This is a genomic window from Roseobacter sp. HKCCD6576-2 (assembly GCF_013179285.1).
GTDB lineage: Bacteria > Pseudomonadota > Alphaproteobacteria > Rhodobacterales > Rhodobacteraceae > Rhodophyticola > Rhodophyticola oceani.
In genome coordinates this window covers 1124314-1138323 of sequence record NZ_WVNW01000001.1, presented here as the reverse complement: position 1 = coordinate 1138323, position 14010 = coordinate 1124314, and the positions used below count along the sequence as shown (strand labels likewise).

Below are 14010 nucleotides of genomic sequence, written 5' to 3'. Positions count from 1 at the left end.
GATGAGCACTGCCCTTTTTCCCGATCTAATCGTCAACGGTCAGCTGGTGCCCCAAGCCCAGATCGCCGCCGAGGCGCAAAACCACGCCGCGCCGAAAGGCAAGCCCGGCATCGCCTGGCGAAAAGCGGCGCAGGCCGTGGCGATCCGCACGCTTCTGCTGCAAGAGGCGGCGCGGCAAGGCCTGACACCCGCGCCGGAAGAGATTGGGCCGGGGCAGTTTGAAACCGAAGAGGAGGCCCTGATCCGGGGCCTTCTCGACACCGCCGTCGTGGCGGACATCCCCGACGAAGCTGACATCAAAGCCGAATGGGAGAAGGACCCGGATCGATTCAAGACACCGCCGCTTTGGGAAGTGTCCCATATCCTCGTCGCCTGCGACCCGCGCGACGAAGAGATGTGCGAGATTGCCCAGAAACGGGCGGCCGGTCTGATTGAGCTGGCCCTTGAGACCCCGACAAGCTTTGCCAAGCTGGCCCGCAACAACAGCGATTGCGGCTCAAAGGCAAATGGCGGGGCGTTGGGTCAACTTGGCCCGGGCGACACCGTGCCGGAGTTTGAGGCCGCTCTGCGCGGTATGGATGAGGGCGAGATCACGCCCGAGCCTGTTCTGACCCGCCATGGCTATCACATCATCCGCATGGATGCGCTTGGAACGCGAAAAACCCTACCCTATGACACCGTGCGACCAAAAATCTCTGAGGCGATGGAGAAAGCCGCCTGGACCCGTGCGGCGGAAGCTTATGTGAATGACTTGGTGGCAGGGGCAGAAATCACTGGTGCCAACATGGTGCCGATCTGAGCCTGCCAACCGGATGACGGCCATGCTATCTTCAGCCCCACCCCGGCCGCCGCGAGACACAGGCTTTGACGCCGAAGGGTTGGCGACGCTCCATGCTTTTGGCAATCTGTAAGAACGAGGATTGATATGAACATCGCATACACCATAGCACCCGGACGCGGCGATACAGATCTGCTTTTGGCGGGCGTCGCCGCCCGTCTGGCCGCCTGCGGCGTGAAGGCCGCAGGCACGGTGCAGATCAATACCGATCGTGAAACCTGCCATGCCTGCGACATGGATGTCCGCGTTCTGCCCGATGGCCCGGTGATCCGCATCTCGCAAGACCTCGGCAAAGCCTCGCGCGGCTGTCGTCTAGACCCAGAGGCCTTGGAACAAGCCGTGGCGCAGGTTCAGACCAATCTCGGCGCAGGCGTCGACCTTCTGATGGTCAACAAATTCGGAAAACATGAGGCCGAAGGGCGCGGGTTTCGCCCGGTGATCGCCGAAGCCCTGGAACTGGGATTGCCGGTTTTGGTCGGGTTAAACACGTTGAACCAAGCCGCGTTTATGGAGTTTACCGCCGATCTCGGTGAGGCCTTGCCGCCTGAGGAAGCCGCACTTGTGGACTGGGTCAAAGCGCATTTGGCGGCAGAGGCTGCCTGAGCGGCCTCTTGTTCATTCTGCAACCCTGACCGATTGCGCGTTTTGCGCCCCTAGGCAGCGGGCTCGCCCACGCCTATAACGCGCCGGAGATCAGAACCGGAGGCGCCCCAATGCGCAGCGCAGAGATCAGCCGCAAGACGGCAGAAACCGATATCCGTGTCGAGATTAATCTCGACGGCACGGGGGTTTATGACAATCAGACCGGCGTGGGCTTTTTTGACCATATGCTGGATCAACTGGCGCGCCATTCGCTGATCGATATGAAAATCCGCTGCGCGGGTGATCTGCATATCGATGATCACCACAGCGTTGAAGATGTGGGCATCGCCCTTGGCCAGGCGCTGACGGCCGCGCTAGGCGACAAACGTGGCATCCGGCGCTATGGTGCCTGTCTTTTGCCGATGGATGACGCTTTGGTACGCGCCGCGCTTGATCTGAGCGGGCGGCCCTATCTGGTTTGGCATGTGGAGATGCCCACCGCGAAGATTGGCGCCTTTGATACCGAGCTGGTGCGCGAGTTTTTCCAGGCGTTTTCGACCCATGGCGGCATCACACTGCATGTGGACCAAATCCACGGGATCAATAGCCACCACATCGCCGAGGCGGCATTCAAAGCGGTCGCGCGGGCGCTGCGCGAGGCGGTTGAAACCGACCCGCGCAAGGCCGATGCCGTGCCGTCGACCAAGGGCAGTCTCTGAGCATATGACCACCGTTTTAATCGACTATGACAGCGGCAATCTGCATTCCGCAGAGAAGGCGTTTCAACGCATGGCGCGCGAGGGCGGCTATGAGCCGGTGATCGTGACCGACCGGCCCGAGGATGTGGCGCGTGCCAGCCGCGTTGTGCTGCCCGGTGACGGGGCGTTTCCGGCCTGCCGGCGTGGCCTGCAAGCGATAGACGGGCTGGAAGAGGCCATTGTTGAAGCTGTCGAGGCGCGCGGCGTGCCATTCCTCGGCATCTGTGTGGGCATGCAGATGCTCGCCTCGTGGGGGCGGGAATATGAGGATGTGGCGGGGTTTGGTTGGGTTCCGGGCGAGGTGGTCCGCATTACGCCTTCAGAGCCGCGGATGAAAGTGCCGCATATGGGCTGGAACGATCTGGTGATCGATCAGGTCCATCCGGTCTTGGCCGGGTTGGAAACCGGCAATCACGCCTATTTCGTGCATTCCTATCATATGCAGGTGGCCGAACCGGGCGACCTCTTGGCGCATGTGGACTATGGCGGGCCGGTGACAGCAATTGTCGGTCGGGACAATGTGGTTGGCACACAGTTCCATCCGGAAAAGAGCCAGCACGCGGGGCTACGGCTGATTTCAAACTTTCTGGGTTGGGCCCCTTAGGGCTTGCGCCGGTCCGTATCGGACCGACGCGGTGGCGCGGTGCGGCTCAGGCCCCTTTGGGGCCATCGCCACACCGCATTGCCATGAACTTGATGCAACCGCTCAGTTGACCCGCTGCCAGCGTCCGCCTTCGCGGCACACGGCTCCACCCATAACGCAGCCCGAGACGACCAGTTGATCGCCAGAGAGCTGCAAGCGCGAGCGATAGGTGCGGTCACGATCCGGCGAATAGAGCCGCCCGCGATATTCGCCACCGCCCTCGGGCATGGTGTCCCAGATGATTTGACGTCCGACATTCTCCGAGGTCATCGTCGCACCCGAGGCATCAAAGGCCTCGATCAGCGTCCCGCAGAGCGCCGCGCCGCATTGTTGCACCTGGATGATCCCAGTATTGCCATTGTCGTCCGGTGCCGTCCGCCAATTGCCGATAAGATCGTCCGCGCTCGCCATGCCAGTCATCGCGAGGCTGGCGGCAGCCGCCAAAATGAGATGTTTCATGATCGTCTCCTCCCACAGATTGGCCAGATGGTGAGGCATGGGCGGCCCCTCTGGCAAGCCTGACGTTGGGGTCACTTAGGTCTCTGGCTTGGCAATCGGTCGCGGCTGCGTCAAAAGGGCGGCGCTGAATACACCTGGAAAGCCCGCGCCATGATCCTTTATCCCGCCATCGACCTCAAAGACGGCCAGGCCGTGCGCCTCCTGAAAGGCGATATGCAGAAGACCACCGTTTTCAACGACGATCCCGCCGCTCAGGCCCGGGCGTTTCAGGATGCAGGTTGCGCCTGGCTGCATTTGGTCGATCTGAACGGCGCATTTGAAGGCCAGCCGGTCAATGGCGCGGCGGTCGAAGCGATCTTGGCCAAGACGGACGTCCCCGCGCAGCTTGGTGGCGGCATTCGCGATATGGCAACGATCGAGATGTGGCTGAGCCGGGGCATCGCGCGGGTGATCTTGGGCACGGTTGCGGTCGAAGACCCCGATCTGGTGCGCGCGGCGGCCCGCGCCTTCCCCGGCCAAGTGGCCGTCGGCCTGGATGCGCGCGACGGGCGGGTGGCGACCCGGGGCTGGGCCGAAGAAACCGATATGATGGTCACCGATCTGGCCAAGAGCTTCGAAGATGCGGGTGTGGCCGCGATCATCTATACCGATATCAACCGCGACGGCGCGATGCAGGGGCCGAACGTGGCCGCAACCGCCGATCTCGCGCGGGTCACGTCCATCCCGGTGATCGCGTCGGGCGGCGTCTCGTCTCTCGCCGATCTGATCGCTCTGCGCGACACGGGCGTGATCGCGGGCGCGATCTCGGGTCGGGCGCTTTACGATGGCGCGCTGGATCTGGCCGACGCCCTGGCGCAGCTGGCCTGACCTCACACCCCTTGCCAAAAAATGCCGTCGCTCTCGGGTTATTCGGGCGGTTCCATAGTCATGCCGCATTCAGTGTCCAGAGTGACTCTTTGAGAACTCCGGCAACTTGGCCCATAGCGCCCGCCGGATGAGCTGGGGGACGGCACATGGCCATTGGCGAAGCGGGCAAACTTTCGGCAAACACCTCTTTCGAGGGTGAGCCGATCGCGGTGACATTCACCGAGCCGCTGACCGACCCCGTCGTGGTCCTGACCGGGACCAATTTTGGGGGAAACAAGTTCTCGATCCGTGTGTTGGACATCCAAACCAATGCGGACGGCGACGCCACCGGGTTCACCTTCACCATCGATGAATGGGAAAATCATGACGGTCGGCATCCGCGGGTTGAAGATTTCAACTGGCTAGCTGTCGAATCCGGCGTCCATACCTTGCCCGACGGTCGGGTGATTGAAGCAGGGCATAGCAGCGCCGACAGCAATGGCGAGACGGTAAGCTTGTCGGGCACCTTCGCCACCCCACCTGTGGTCGTGACAACAGTCGCCTCGAATGATGGCACATCCTACACCGACAGCGACCCGTCGAACATTACCTCAAGCGGCTTTACCCTGACCGTGGAAGAGGCCGAGAGCCAAGATGGCGTTCACGGCCTTGAAGATGTTGGCTGGATCGCCATTCAACCCGGCGGCGATGGTAGCGCCGGAACCGCCTTGAACAGCGATACGGTGGACAGCTCGTGGGACGAAACCAGTTTGGGCGCAACCTTCACCGACGGCGTGGTGCTGGCCGAGACGCAAACCCGCGACGACACCGACCCGGGCAATGTCATCTTGCGCAACCAAGATGGCGACTCGGTCGATATTCGGTTTGAAGAAGACACTTCCGTCGATAGCGATGGCGGCCACGCGGCCGAGGGTGTTGGCATCGTCACCTTTGAAGACGGGCTGATCCTCTGCTTCACCGCGGGCACGAAAATCGCAACGCCTCATGGTGACCGATTGGTAGAAGATCTGCGCCCGGGTGATCCCGTGCTCACCCGTGACAGCGGTGTTCAACTTCTTCGTTGGACATGTGCCCAACCTGTCGATGCCGATCTTCTGGCGGAAGAGCCGAGCCTCGCGCCGGTCCGGATTCCGAAGGACAGCTTTGGCACTGGCCTTCCCGCGATTGACACATGGGTATCGCCACAGCACCGGCTTCTGACAGGTGGCCCCGAGGCGGAGTTGCTATTTGGCGCGCGCGAGGTATTGGTTCCGGCCAAGGGCCTCTTTGCCGCTGATCCCCTGCCCCGGCTCACCTGCTATATCCATCTGTTGTTTGACCACCATGAGATCATCCTTGCCAATGATCTGCCGATGGAGAGCTTTCATCCCGGCGATATGATCGAAAGCACCCTGACGGGCGCCGCGCGGGAAGAGCTCTTCGCCCTCGCCCCCGATCTGCGCACTGCGCCGAATGCATGGGGCCCAACCGCGCGGCTCGCATTGCGGCCACGCGAGGCGGCCCTCTTGGCCGCCTAAGGCTTTTCTCCGGCGCTGAGCTCGGTTAGACCGCACCTATGTTGAAAACCCGGATCATTCCCTGCCTCGACGTCGCCGATGGGCGCGTGGTCAAAGGTGTTAACTTCGTTGATCTCGTGGATGCGGGCGACCCGGTGGAAAGCGCCCGTGCCTATGACGCCGCGGGCGCAGATGAGCTCTGTTTTCTCGACATCCATGCAACCCACGAAAATCGCGGGACGATGTATGATCTGGCCACCCGCACGGCGGAGCAATGCTTCATGCCTTTGACAATCGGCGGCGGCGTCCGCACGGTCGAAGACGTGCGCGCCTTACTCTTGGCCGGTGCCGATAAGGTCAGCTTCAACTCCGCCGCTGTGGCCGACCCTGATGTGGTGGCGCGGGCGGCAGACAAGTTTGGCTCGCAATGTATCGTGGTCGCGATTGACGCCAAAACCACGGCCCCCGGCACATGGGAAATCTTCACCCATGGCGGGCGCAAACCCACCGGCATCGACGCGGTGGCATTCGCCAAGACCGTCGCGGAGAAAGGGGCCGGTGAGATCCTCCTGACCTCGATGGATCGTGACGGCACCCGGGCAGGCTTTAATCTTCCCCTCACACGCGCCATCGCAGATGCGGTACCGATCCCAGTCATTGCCTCGGGCGGCGTCGGGACATTGGATCATTTGGTCGAAGGCGTCACCGAGGGCCATGCCAGCGCGGTTTTGGCCGCATCGATCTTCCATTTTGGCGATTACACAATTGGCGAGGCCAAAGCGCATATGGCCGCCGCCGGAATTCCGATGAGGATGTCATGACCGTTCTGGACCGTTTGGGCGCCGTCATCGCAGCCCGCAAAACCGCCGACCCCGACAGCTCTTGGACCGCGCAATTGCTTTCCCGTGGCCCGGAAGCCTGTGCCCAGAAATTCGGGGAAGAAGCCGTCGAGGCGATTGTCGAGGCCGTGCGCGGTGACCGCGACGCTTTGGCCAGCGAAGGCGCCGATGTGCTCTATCATTTCCTGGTCATGCTGGCGGCGCGGGACCTGACGCTAGAGGATGTTCTGGCCGAACTAGAGCAGCGGGAAACTCGGTCTGGCATTGAAGAAAAGGCCAGCCGCTGACCCTTTGTCCGCCTTTCCGAAAACGACCGACGTCTCAAGCGCCCTAGCCACAACCGCTATAGTTTCGAGCTGATCACCCCGGTCGCGAACCCACCCATCCGAAGCTCTCCGAAAAGCCGTTGATACTCGATTTTCGGGCAGCGGTTCTGGATCACCTGGACACCCGCCGCCTCGGCCTTGGCCGCCGCCTCGGCATGGGTCACGCCAATCTGCATCCAGATGGTTTTCGGCAGCGGATTCATTGCCAACGCTCCATCAACAATCTCTGGCACCGCTTCCGGGCGACGGAAAATGTCCACAACATCCAACGGCGTGGTGATCTCCGCCAAATCGGCCACGACCGTCGCGCCGAACAGGGTCTTGCCCACTTGGACCGGGTTCACCGGGATCACCTCATACCCTTTCAGGTCCAGATACCGCGCCACATAATGGCTGGGCCGGATCGGGTTGGGCGACACGCCAACACAGGCAAACACCCGACTTTCCTTGAGGATTTTGCGCAGCAGATCATCGGAAGGGTTCTCGGTCATGCCGCCGACTTAGCACAGCAAAAAAGCGCCCGCAGCGAAAAAGCAGCGGGCGCAAGTCACGGAACGAGGGACAGTGATGGACGGGCGGTGTTCCGAACCGCCGCGTCATACGTTGTATTTAGGCAACGGGCTGCGACTTTAAAGGCAATCGCACGACTTTGTGATAATTGGCCTAGCCAAGTATCCCCGGCCAATTCGCCTCGCCCGCCGCGATCACATCGGGCAAGCCCGCCAACCACAACTCCCGCGCACGCAGGCTCGCATTGAGGTACAAGCGGCCTTCATAGACCGACCATGCCTCCGGGACCGTCGGCGCGAGATAGCCAAGCGACGCGGCATAGGCGCAGTAGCCACCAAAGGCCGGCGCGTAGCGTTCGGGGTCGGAGACAAACATGTCGCGATTGGCGGCGGAAGCAAACTGCCAGCGCGCGCCCATCCAGTCATGGGTGAATTCCGCACTGCCGGGCACCGGGCCATTTTCGGCGAAATAAGCAACCGCATCGCTGCCATTGATGGCGAAACCACCGTCGGCATAGACAGGCGGCTCTGCGGCAAAGGCAGCGGGCGCAAGGGTTATCAACGGCGCGGCGGCGAATAGGCCAAGCGTGGTGCGGCGGGTCAGCATAATGAAACTCTCCGTGTGGGTGTGTCGCCCCAATATGCTGACGCGAAACCGTGCGTGACATCCCCCCTGACGCAAGCGTGAAGCCGCGTGTGCGCCGCTGAGGACCTAGTCGAAAATGTCCTCGACCAGATCAAACGCCTCTTCGAAAGCCTTCTTCCACATGGGCTTGCGCCGCTTCTGCTTGCGCTTGGCATGATGGCGCGGCGGGCCATGAACGTAGTCGACATAAGGCGACGGCTGCGGCCTGCTCCGCTTGACCTCATGGCTGTCGCTCTTTTTCAAAGCCTTCATCTCATGGATCGGCGCACCGCAGGAGGCGCAGGCCAGCTCATGCCCATCCCGCGCAGTGAGTTTCAGCAAGGTCCGGGACCCGCAATAACAACAGGTGCCGATTTTCGTTCCTTTGGGCATCAGCGATTATCCTTTCGACACCGCATATAGGGAGACTGCCGCCGCATTTGAAACATTGAGCGAGCCAAAATCGCCCGCCGCCGGAATCCGCACCAGATGATCGCAGAGCTCCCGGGTCCGTTCGCGCAGACCTGGCCCCTCGGCGCCCAGCACAAGCGCCACGGGCTTGCCAGCATGCTCAGCCGCCGCCGCACCGATCTCGGCTGTGCCCTCACCGTCGAGACCAAACAGGACATAGCCGAGCTTCTTCAGCTCCAGCATCGTGTCGCCAAGGTTTTTGACCCGAATATAAGGCTGACGCTCCAGCGCGCCCGAGGCGGTCTTGGCCAGCGCCCCAGTCTCTGGCGCCGAATAGCGCGACGGGGCAATCACAGCGCGCGCGCCGAACACCTCGGCCGAGCGCAGAATCGCGCCCACATTATGCGGATCCGTCACCCGGTCGAGCAGCAACAAGAGCGGCGCCCCCGCGCCAGAGACTGCGATCTCGGCCAAAGGCTCCCAATCCAGCTGCTTCACCTCAAGCGCGGCCCCTTGATGGACCGAACCGGGATCAAGCGGCACCGGGAACTTGCGCGGATCAGCCATCTCAGGCTCAACGCCCCCCGTCGCGATCGCCTCGGCGAGCTTATCGGCCGCGTTCTTGGTGACCACCAGCCGCAATTTCTGCCGCGCCGGGTTCATCAACGCATCCCGCACCGCATGCAGCCCGAAAAGCCATATGGTCTCTGCCGCTGCGGCGCGCTTCGCCTGCTCTTTTTCGATCACCCAGGTAGGTTTCTTGGCCATGGTGGCACCTCCAGCGCGGACCTTGCGTCGTGCCCGACGGGAGTGCAAGCTAAAGCCTCTCCGTAGATCAAGGGCAAAGCTATGATCTCTCTTGCACTTCTGAAGATCCCGGTCACCGACCTGAGCCGCGCGCGGGCATTTTACACAACGTTGTTTGAGACCGAACCCGTGTTTCACAGCACGGAATATGGCTGGACCCAATTCATGCTCGGGAAACTGCCTGTTGCCCTCTACACGCCCGGCGCAGGCGGTGGCGCAGGTGTCCCCGGCCACGACTTGGATTTCCAACTGACGAGCCCCGATCTTGAGGCGTTGAAGGCGCAAATCCTGCCACATGCGCCCGATGCCGCAATTCATAAAAACGCCGATGGCAGCCAATCACTTGAGTTTCGCGACCCCGATGGCAACGGGTTGAAGATAATGGCGCGAGTTGACCCTTGACGCCCCCCGCCGCGCCCGATATTTCGCGATCCGTTGGGCGACAGGCCGCAAGGTGTGGCAGGGGACTGTAACTCCCTCGCGGAGACGCACGCCTGGTTCGATTCCAGGGTCGCCCACCATTCTACTCTAAGCCAATAACTTAGGCTGCATAGACCGTGGGTGAGCGGCAATTGTGGGACACATCATGCGCCTCGCAGCCTATCTGGGCACTTTTCGGCACGGCATTTTCGACTTCCGCTCCCCAGTTCCAGCGGCATATCACCCAAACGGAAAGCGAACCCAAATCAAAGTATCTTTTCGGCACTCGCAGCCCGTGTGACGCAGCGGATTTCTCACGGCTGCTGGCCGTCGCCGGATATTCCGCCCTATCGCATCAAAAGTTCCGACGTATACGTTACGAAGAAATGAGAGAACACATGCGGGATCACTTCGGAGAATTACTCTGAGAGTTCCGCGAACGAAGCACCGTAGAGGGAGGCACAAGCCAAGACCTCTATACCCAGAAGGCCTCCCAGGGGCTCGCTGAGGGGGACGCTGGCGGTCGGGCCACATGACCTATCCTGATGGCGAAAGTGGGACTTCTGCGTTCGTTCTGCTAAGCCCGTGGGATCACGCCGGAGCCCGGAGGGCGTGAGCGGGATTTGCTGCTTGGTGAGTTGCACACGGGCTATCGAGAGTATCTTGGCAGGGCTGTAGAGCACAAAGCGGGGTTCGACGCTCTCCCGTTGGATGAAGTCGCAAGCCAAGCATTGGGCGAAGCACAAACTGTAAGTTGATGCGCCTGTCTTCCATGAGCGTGGCGATGGTCGAGACCTTCCGGGACAGCCTGTCCAGCTTGCTCACCAAGAGCGCGGACCCGGTCTTGCGGCACATACCCGACGCGACGGTGAGTTCTGGCCTGTCGTTATCCATACCGCTGAGTACGTCCGTGAATGTAGCCGCGGCCCCTAGAGGCTCAGTGTTGACCTGACCTAGGTATACAGGTCGATCAACTGCTTGCGTGCGGCGCGCCGGCGCGATCCGCCGGAAGTGTCATTGGCCGTCTCGCTCGCGCCCATCGTCAAGGCCGAGGCCAGTGCCTCGCTGGGATTGAACCCGAAGGTGGATCGGAACAGCCGGGTGAAATGGGCCTGATCGTGAAAACACCAGTGTTTGGAGATGCGCCCAATCGCACCGCGTTCGGGTGGTGACACCGATAGATCCTCCAATGCGCGCTCAAGACGCATGCGCGTCACCGCGCGACGCAGGCCGCCGTCTTCCGAAAACATGCGATACAAGACCGGCCGGGACACCCCCACAGCCCGACAGATCGCGTCTGCATTAAGCTCGGGCTCACGGAGATGCTGCTCGATATACCGGCGGACTGCGACCTCCCGGGCGCGAACCGACGCTCGGAACACAGTCTCATCGCGCAGATCGCGCGTAATCAGCCCCTTCATCAGGCCAACAAACCCATCTGCCAAAGTGAGGGCATCGTTGACCGACCCCGGTGGGACGATATCGAGAAGCATTTCAAGGTTGCTCCGAATGACCCGTCCCACTGCCGAGTCGACCGGCAATTGCAAAAGCGCGGCATGTTTCGATGGGTCATACCCAAGCGCCGCATAAGGAAAGGTCAGACTGACAAAATCGGCATCGTGTTCGCTGGCCTGATAGTCCTGATGAAAATCAAATAGCGTCAGACGGCCGGGTTCCATCTTGAATGAGACACCACCCATCGCCCCCCGCGTCACGCCGGCCAGATGGATCCGAAGTACCAAGAGGTCTTCCCGCTCCAGCTTCAGGTTCTTCTGAGTGCGCCGGATGCCGGAGTTCGTCACCCGATAATGGCCGAGGACAGTTTGACCGATGCGATAAGCCTCGGCGCTCGCGTCAAACTCCTGATGTGCCAGGTTGTGCAAACTCACATCGAACAGGCCGGAGAAATGCGCGCGCCATACATCCATCTTCTCTTGTTGAGACAAGCCCTCAAGATCGAGCTTTGTATGGGGCAGGCTGTAGTTGGCCTCCGGCACTTCACGCGCGCGATTGGCCGGCGCGGGCGTGGAGATCGGCGCAGCCACGACCACCGGCCTCGTTGGCAGGTCGCACTCGGCGCCTCGGCTGTCTAACTGCGGTTTGGGCATGTATTTGACCGTCGAACCCAGAACAATGATGTCGTGTCGCGGGCAATCGCGACCTAGCACGATGCGATGCCTTCCCCCGCAACTTCGATATCTGACTGAACGATCGCCGACGCTTCGGATACCGCGTCCAGGAATATTGAGACGGGCATCCAAGTGAGCTCTGCCATCTCACGCATTCGTGATCTGAGCGTCCATTTTTTGAGGTGCCGCGGCTGGGTGCGCGCCGCGGCCTCGGGGCGTGATTGCAAACGCGGGAACCAGCAACCGACGACAGGCCCAGACCCGACGATTTTGGCGAAAGACCTCTGCTTCAATGCTGACCGTGGTACGCATGCACTGCCGGTGGCCGTCACGAAATCGCCTCAATTCGAGCCTTCTTCGAGACGCCCATCCAAAGACGGAACCGGCGGGCGGCCCTAACCTTCCTACTGAGATCAGCACAGCATTCGTCACCTGGGCCGTGCCCTGGCTGTGATGGGAACCTTTGGATGGGACCGACACGATGACACAAATGACTGCACCCGTCCTTGTCGAGCAGATCGATTCCGCAGAGAGATCGACCAACCCAACTGCCGCGGCACCGGCAGCGCTATTGGTGCTTGAGGCGATTGCGACATTGGGGCCAATTACAGTCGCCCAGATGGTTCGTGCCCTGTCCCTTCCCGAAGACGAAATCTGGCAGGTGATAAGTGCGCTTGAGAGACGTGACTGGGTCTCGGCACGCATCAGCGATCATGCCTTCGAGATCAGCCCGAAGATTGACACGTTTTTCGCCCGCGCCCATGTGGCCCTTCCGGAGGCAGATGAGGCGCGACAGATTCTTGAACCGGTGGCGGCCAGTCAACGCATGCTGGCAACAGTCGGGGCGTTCAGTGCAAAAGGCGAGTTCTGCGCAATGGATGCAACCGGCTCCCAAACGGATCTTGGGCAGCCCCGGTCGCTTGCCTTCGATCATCTCGCATTGGCCGCGCAATCCGTGTTAACGCCAAGCGCCCTCAATCGGCATCTGACAGCGTTTCAGGAGAAGTTCGCGACGCCTGAGGACTTGGCGATGATCAAGTCCGGCGGGCATGCGGCCAACCTCGCCCGGCTGCAGTTGGATGGCCTTGTTTGGTCCGCGACCAAAGACGGGTTCGCTGTTCCTTTACGTTTCGCCTTCGGCGCGGTTGGCGCCGTCGAGTTTGCCGCCTGCCCAGAGTTGGGCACGCAGGCGTTCTTCTTTCAGGAGTTCGCTCGGCGTCTAAAGATAACCTACTTGCCTGGCCGCTATGGGATCGAAGCAAGGGGGTTGTCCGATCTTCTGAAACTGTCCCTCGCATTCGACGACTTCATCTATGACCAACGGGAGGCATGACGATGACACGCGCAAGCGGACCCCCGCGAGATTTCCGGCTCGGATACAGCCCCAATTGTCGGCTTTTCCATGATACGCTGTTGTCGCGGATGGCGCGCAACCAGCTTTTCGACAGCCGCACCGGCGGAATGGCCGGTGATACCCCGATTTATAGCAAGCGCGGTGTTGTGCAGGTCAAAGACCTTGAGCCGGGCGACTTCGTGCTGGACCAGAAACACGGCGGTTTTGTACGGGTTGTTGACATTGTGCATGAGACGAGCGGGCAGGACAGAGGCGGCATCGCGGTCGAGGTGCCCAGTTCCGCGCTATTCTCACATCGCAGCATTACCCTGCATCCCGCGCAACCGATCTTGCTCAACACCTTGCCCGCAGCCAAGCGTATCTTTGGCACCGACCAAGTCATGCTGCCGGCCCTCTGGGCCAGTCCGTTTCTGGGTGCGCGATTACGGCCCGCCGCGCTGAGCGGGCTGTACAGACCGATCACGGAACGTGCCATGCTGATCTGGACGGTGGAGCGGCCAATCCCCTGTCTCGGCCCCGATCAACGGTGGGCCGATTTGCAGCCGCAACACACGGTTTCAGATGTCGAGCTGCGCAAATGGCTGTTCCTGTACAGCTTTCGCGTGGAACACTTCTTTAAGCACCTACCACCCGGCCAACGGCACTTCCCCGTCGGTTTGGCCGCAACGCATCCGTTGGATGACGCCAAAGAGAGTGGCTCAGCCATCGGCTAGGGGGGATGCTAGGTCCCCAGCCCTGTTGGTCACTCCAGTGCTCTGCTCTGTCTTACGACTCGCCAAAGCAGAGCGACCAACAGGGTCGAAGAAACCGCGCCCTGATCGTTGTTCTCCGGTTGCTTGGCGGTCGCAATCGGATCAGCGGCGCGGCTTCTTCGCATAACCTGGTGACCAGGGCGCGGATCAGTTGATGACCGTGCCCGGCACGTTGGGGCGCAAGGCTGCGGCCCC

Annotated in this window: 18 protein-coding genes and 1 tRNA gene; 12 read left to right on the top strand and 7 right to left on the bottom strand. The window is 61.3% G+C overall.

From position 1 onward, the window contains the following. The first annotated feature begins 1 nt into the window (after position 1). The 4 genes from GTF44_RS05670 to hisH all read left to right on the top strand — a co-directional run bounded on the left by GTF44_RS05670 (position 2) and on the right by hisH (position 2782). A complete protein-coding gene (locus tag GTF44_RS05670) occupies positions 2-799 on the top strand; it encodes a peptidylprolyl isomerase (RefSeq protein WP_171558158.1) in 798 nt (265 codons plus the stop codon). Between the two features lie 126 nt (positions 800-925). Beyond that, positions 926-1441 (top strand): DUF2478 domain-containing protein, encoded by a 516-nt coding sequence (locus GTF44_RS05665; RefSeq protein WP_171558157.1) that lies wholly within the window; start codon positions 926-928, stop codon positions 1439-1441. A 110-nt stretch (positions 1442-1551) separates the two neighbouring features. Then, the gene (gene hisB / locus GTF44_RS05660; RefSeq protein ID WP_171558155.1) at positions 1552-2139 is read left to right on the top strand and encodes an imidazoleglycerol-phosphate dehydratase HisB; all 588 of its coding nucleotides are present in this window, start codon (positions 1552-1554) and stop codon (positions 2137-2139) included. A gap of 4 nt (positions 2140-2143) precedes the next feature. Next, a complete protein-coding gene (gene hisH / locus GTF44_RS05655; RefSeq protein WP_171558154.1) occupies positions 2144-2782 on the top strand; it encodes an imidazole glycerol phosphate synthase subunit HisH in 639 nt (212 codons plus the stop codon). A gap of 102 nt (positions 2783-2884) precedes the next feature. Here hisH and GTF44_RS05650 read toward each other — a convergent pair whose 3' ends face one another. Beyond that, a complete protein-coding gene (locus GTF44_RS05650) occupies positions 2885-3280 on the bottom strand; it encodes a DUF2147 domain-containing protein (protein WP_171558152.1) in 396 nt (131 codons plus the stop codon). 150 nt (positions 3281-3430) lie between these two features. On the opposite strand from GTF44_RS05650, the gene hisA reads away from it, so the two are divergent. The 4 genes from hisA to GTF44_RS05630 all read left to right on the top strand — a co-directional run bounded on the left by hisA (position 3431) and on the right by GTF44_RS05630 (position 6769). Next, positions 3431-4147 carry a 1-(5-phosphoribosyl)-5-[(5-phosphoribosylamino)methylideneamino]imidazole-4-carboxamide isomerase gene (gene hisA, locus GTF44_RS05645; protein WP_171558150.1) on the top strand — a complete coding sequence of 239 codons (717 nt, stop codon included), beginning with the start codon at positions 3431-3433 and terminating at the stop codon, positions 4145-4147. A 146-nt stretch (positions 4148-4293) separates the two neighbouring features. Further along, a complete protein-coding gene (locus GTF44_RS05640) occupies positions 4294-5664 on the top strand; it encodes a Hint domain-containing protein (protein WP_171558149.1) in 1371 nt (456 codons plus the stop codon). 38 nt (positions 5665-5702) lie between these two features. Then, positions 5703-6464 (top strand): imidazole glycerol phosphate synthase subunit HisF, encoded by a 762-nt coding sequence (gene hisF / locus GTF44_RS05635; protein WP_145210680.1) that lies wholly within the window; start codon positions 5703-5705, stop codon positions 6462-6464. Beyond that, on the top strand, positions 6461-6769 hold the full coding sequence (locus tag GTF44_RS05630) for a phosphoribosyl-ATP diphosphatase (protein WP_171558147.1): 309 nt from the start codon (positions 6461-6463) through the stop codon (positions 6767-6769). Before hisF ends, GTF44_RS05630 begins: the two co-directional genes overlap by 4 nt. Before the next feature lie 56 nt (positions 6770-6825). Here GTF44_RS05630 and GTF44_RS05625 read toward each other — a convergent pair whose 3' ends face one another. The 4 genes from GTF44_RS05625 to rlmB all read right to left on the bottom strand — a co-directional run bounded on the left by GTF44_RS05625 (position 6826) and on the right by rlmB (position 9121). Then, complete coding sequence (locus GTF44_RS05625) at positions 6826-7299, bottom strand: CoA-binding protein (protein ID WP_171558145.1); 474 nt, start codon at positions 7297-7299, stop codon at positions 6826-6828. Between the two features lie 172 nt (positions 7300-7471). After that, positions 7472-7924 (bottom strand): YHS domain-containing (seleno)protein, encoded by a 453-nt coding sequence (locus GTF44_RS05620; RefSeq protein WP_171558143.1) that lies wholly within the window; start codon positions 7922-7924, stop codon positions 7472-7474. Positions 7925-8029: 105 nt separating this feature from the next. Next, on the bottom strand, positions 8030-8335 hold the full coding sequence (locus GTF44_RS05615; protein WP_145210692.1) for a hypothetical protein: 306 nt from the start codon (positions 8333-8335) through the stop codon (positions 8030-8032). Between the two features lie 6 nt (positions 8336-8341). Continuing rightward, positions 8342-9121 carry a 23S rRNA (guanosine(2251)-2'-O)-methyltransferase RlmB gene (rlmB, locus tag GTF44_RS05610; RefSeq protein WP_171558141.1) on the bottom strand — a complete coding sequence of 260 codons (780 nt, stop codon included), beginning with the start codon at positions 9119-9121 and terminating at the stop codon, positions 8342-8344. Between the two features lie 81 nt (positions 9122-9202). Here rlmB and GTF44_RS05605 point away from each other — a divergent pair, with 81 nt between their 5' ends. Both GTF44_RS05605 and GTF44_RS05600 read left to right on the top strand, forming a co-directional pair. Further along, on the top strand, positions 9203-9562 hold the full coding sequence (locus GTF44_RS05605) for a VOC family protein (RefSeq protein ID WP_171558140.1): 360 nt from the start codon (positions 9203-9205) through the stop codon (positions 9560-9562). A 35-nt stretch (positions 9563-9597) separates the two neighbouring features. Continuing rightward, positions 9598-9681 (top strand) — tRNA-Tyr (locus GTF44_RS05600). Between the two features lie 490 nt (positions 9682-10171). Here the strand turns inward: GTF44_RS05600 and GTF44_RS05595 are convergent. Together GTF44_RS05595 and GTF44_RS05590 are read right to left on the bottom strand one after the other, a co-directional pair. Then, a complete protein-coding gene (locus GTF44_RS05595; RefSeq protein WP_367383367.1) occupies positions 10172-10582 on the bottom strand; it encodes a recombinase family protein in 411 nt (136 codons plus the stop codon). Continuing rightward, the gene (locus GTF44_RS05590; RefSeq protein WP_171558136.1) at positions 10534-11625 is read right to left on the bottom strand and encodes a helix-turn-helix domain-containing protein; all 1092 of its coding nucleotides are present in this window, start codon (positions 11623-11625) and stop codon (positions 10534-10536) included. The genes GTF44_RS05595 and GTF44_RS05590 overlap by 49 nt, the downstream gene beginning before the upstream one ends. A gap of 565 nt (positions 11626-12190) precedes the next feature. On the opposite strand from GTF44_RS05590, the gene GTF44_RS05585 reads away from it, so the two are divergent. Both GTF44_RS05585 and GTF44_RS05580 read left to right on the top strand, forming a co-directional pair. Further along, the gene (locus GTF44_RS05585; protein ID WP_171558134.1) at positions 12191-13042 is read left to right on the top strand and encodes a hypothetical protein; all 852 of its coding nucleotides are present in this window, start codon (positions 12191-12193) and stop codon (positions 13040-13042) included. Between the two features lie 2 nt (positions 13043-13044). Next, entirely contained in the window at positions 13045-13776 is a 732-nt protein-coding gene (locus GTF44_RS05580; protein ID WP_171558133.1) for a hypothetical protein, read from the top strand. Positions 13777-14010 lie beyond the last annotated feature (234 nt).

Bases quoted from the DNA above. Each gene is read 5' to 3' on its own strand.
- GTF44_RS05670 (WP_171558158.1), top strand. From the start codon at position 2: ATGAGCACTGCCCTTTTTCCCGATCTAATCGTCAACGGTCAGCTGGTG.
- GTF44_RS05665 (WP_171558157.1), top strand. From the start codon at position 926: ATGAACATCGCATACACCATAGCACCCGGACGCGGCGATACAGATCTG.
- hisB (WP_171558155.1), top strand. From the start codon at position 1,552: ATGCGCAGCGCAGAGATCAGCCGCAAGACGGCAGAAACCGATATCCGT.
- hisH (WP_171558154.1), top strand. From the start codon at position 2,144: ATGACCACCGTTTTAATCGACTATGACAGCGGCAATCTGCATTCCGCA.
- GTF44_RS05650 (WP_171558152.1), bottom strand. From the start codon at position 3,280: ATGAAACATCTCATTTTGGCGGCTGCCGCCAGCCTCGCGATGACTGGC.
- hisA (WP_171558150.1), top strand. From the start codon at position 3,431: ATGATCCTTTATCCCGCCATCGACCTCAAAGACGGCCAGGCCGTGCGC.
- GTF44_RS05640 (WP_171558149.1), top strand. From the start codon at position 4,294: ATGGCCATTGGCGAAGCGGGCAAACTTTCGGCAAACACCTCTTTCGAG.
- hisF (WP_145210680.1), top strand. From the start codon at position 5,703: ATGTTGAAAACCCGGATCATTCCCTGCCTCGACGTCGCCGATGGGCGC.
- GTF44_RS05630 (WP_171558147.1), top strand. From the start codon at position 6,461: ATGACCGTTCTGGACCGTTTGGGCGCCGTCATCGCAGCCCGCAAAACC.
- GTF44_RS05625 (WP_171558145.1), bottom strand. From the start codon at position 7,299: ATGACCGAGAACCCTTCCGATGATCTGCTGCGCAAAATCCTCAAGGAA.
- GTF44_RS05620 (WP_171558143.1), bottom strand. From the start codon at position 7,924: ATGCTGACCCGCCGCACCACGCTTGGCCTATTCGCCGCCGCGCCGTTG.
- GTF44_RS05615 (WP_145210692.1), bottom strand. From the start codon at position 8,335: ATGCCCAAAGGAACGAAAATCGGCACCTGTTGTTATTGCGGGTCCCGG.
- rlmB (WP_171558141.1), bottom strand. From the start codon at position 9,121: ATGGCCAAGAAACCTACCTGGGTGATCGAAAAAGAGCAGGCGAAGCGC.
- GTF44_RS05605 (WP_171558140.1), top strand. From the start codon at position 9,203: ATGATCTCTCTTGCACTTCTGAAGATCCCGGTCACCGACCTGAGCCGC.
- GTF44_RS05585 (WP_171558134.1), top strand. From the start codon at position 12,191: ATGACACAAATGACTGCACCCGTCCTTGTCGAGCAGATCGATTCCGCA.
- GTF44_RS05580 (WP_171558133.1), top strand. From the start codon at position 13,045: ATGACACGCGCAAGCGGACCCCCGCGAGATTTCCGGCTCGGATACAGC.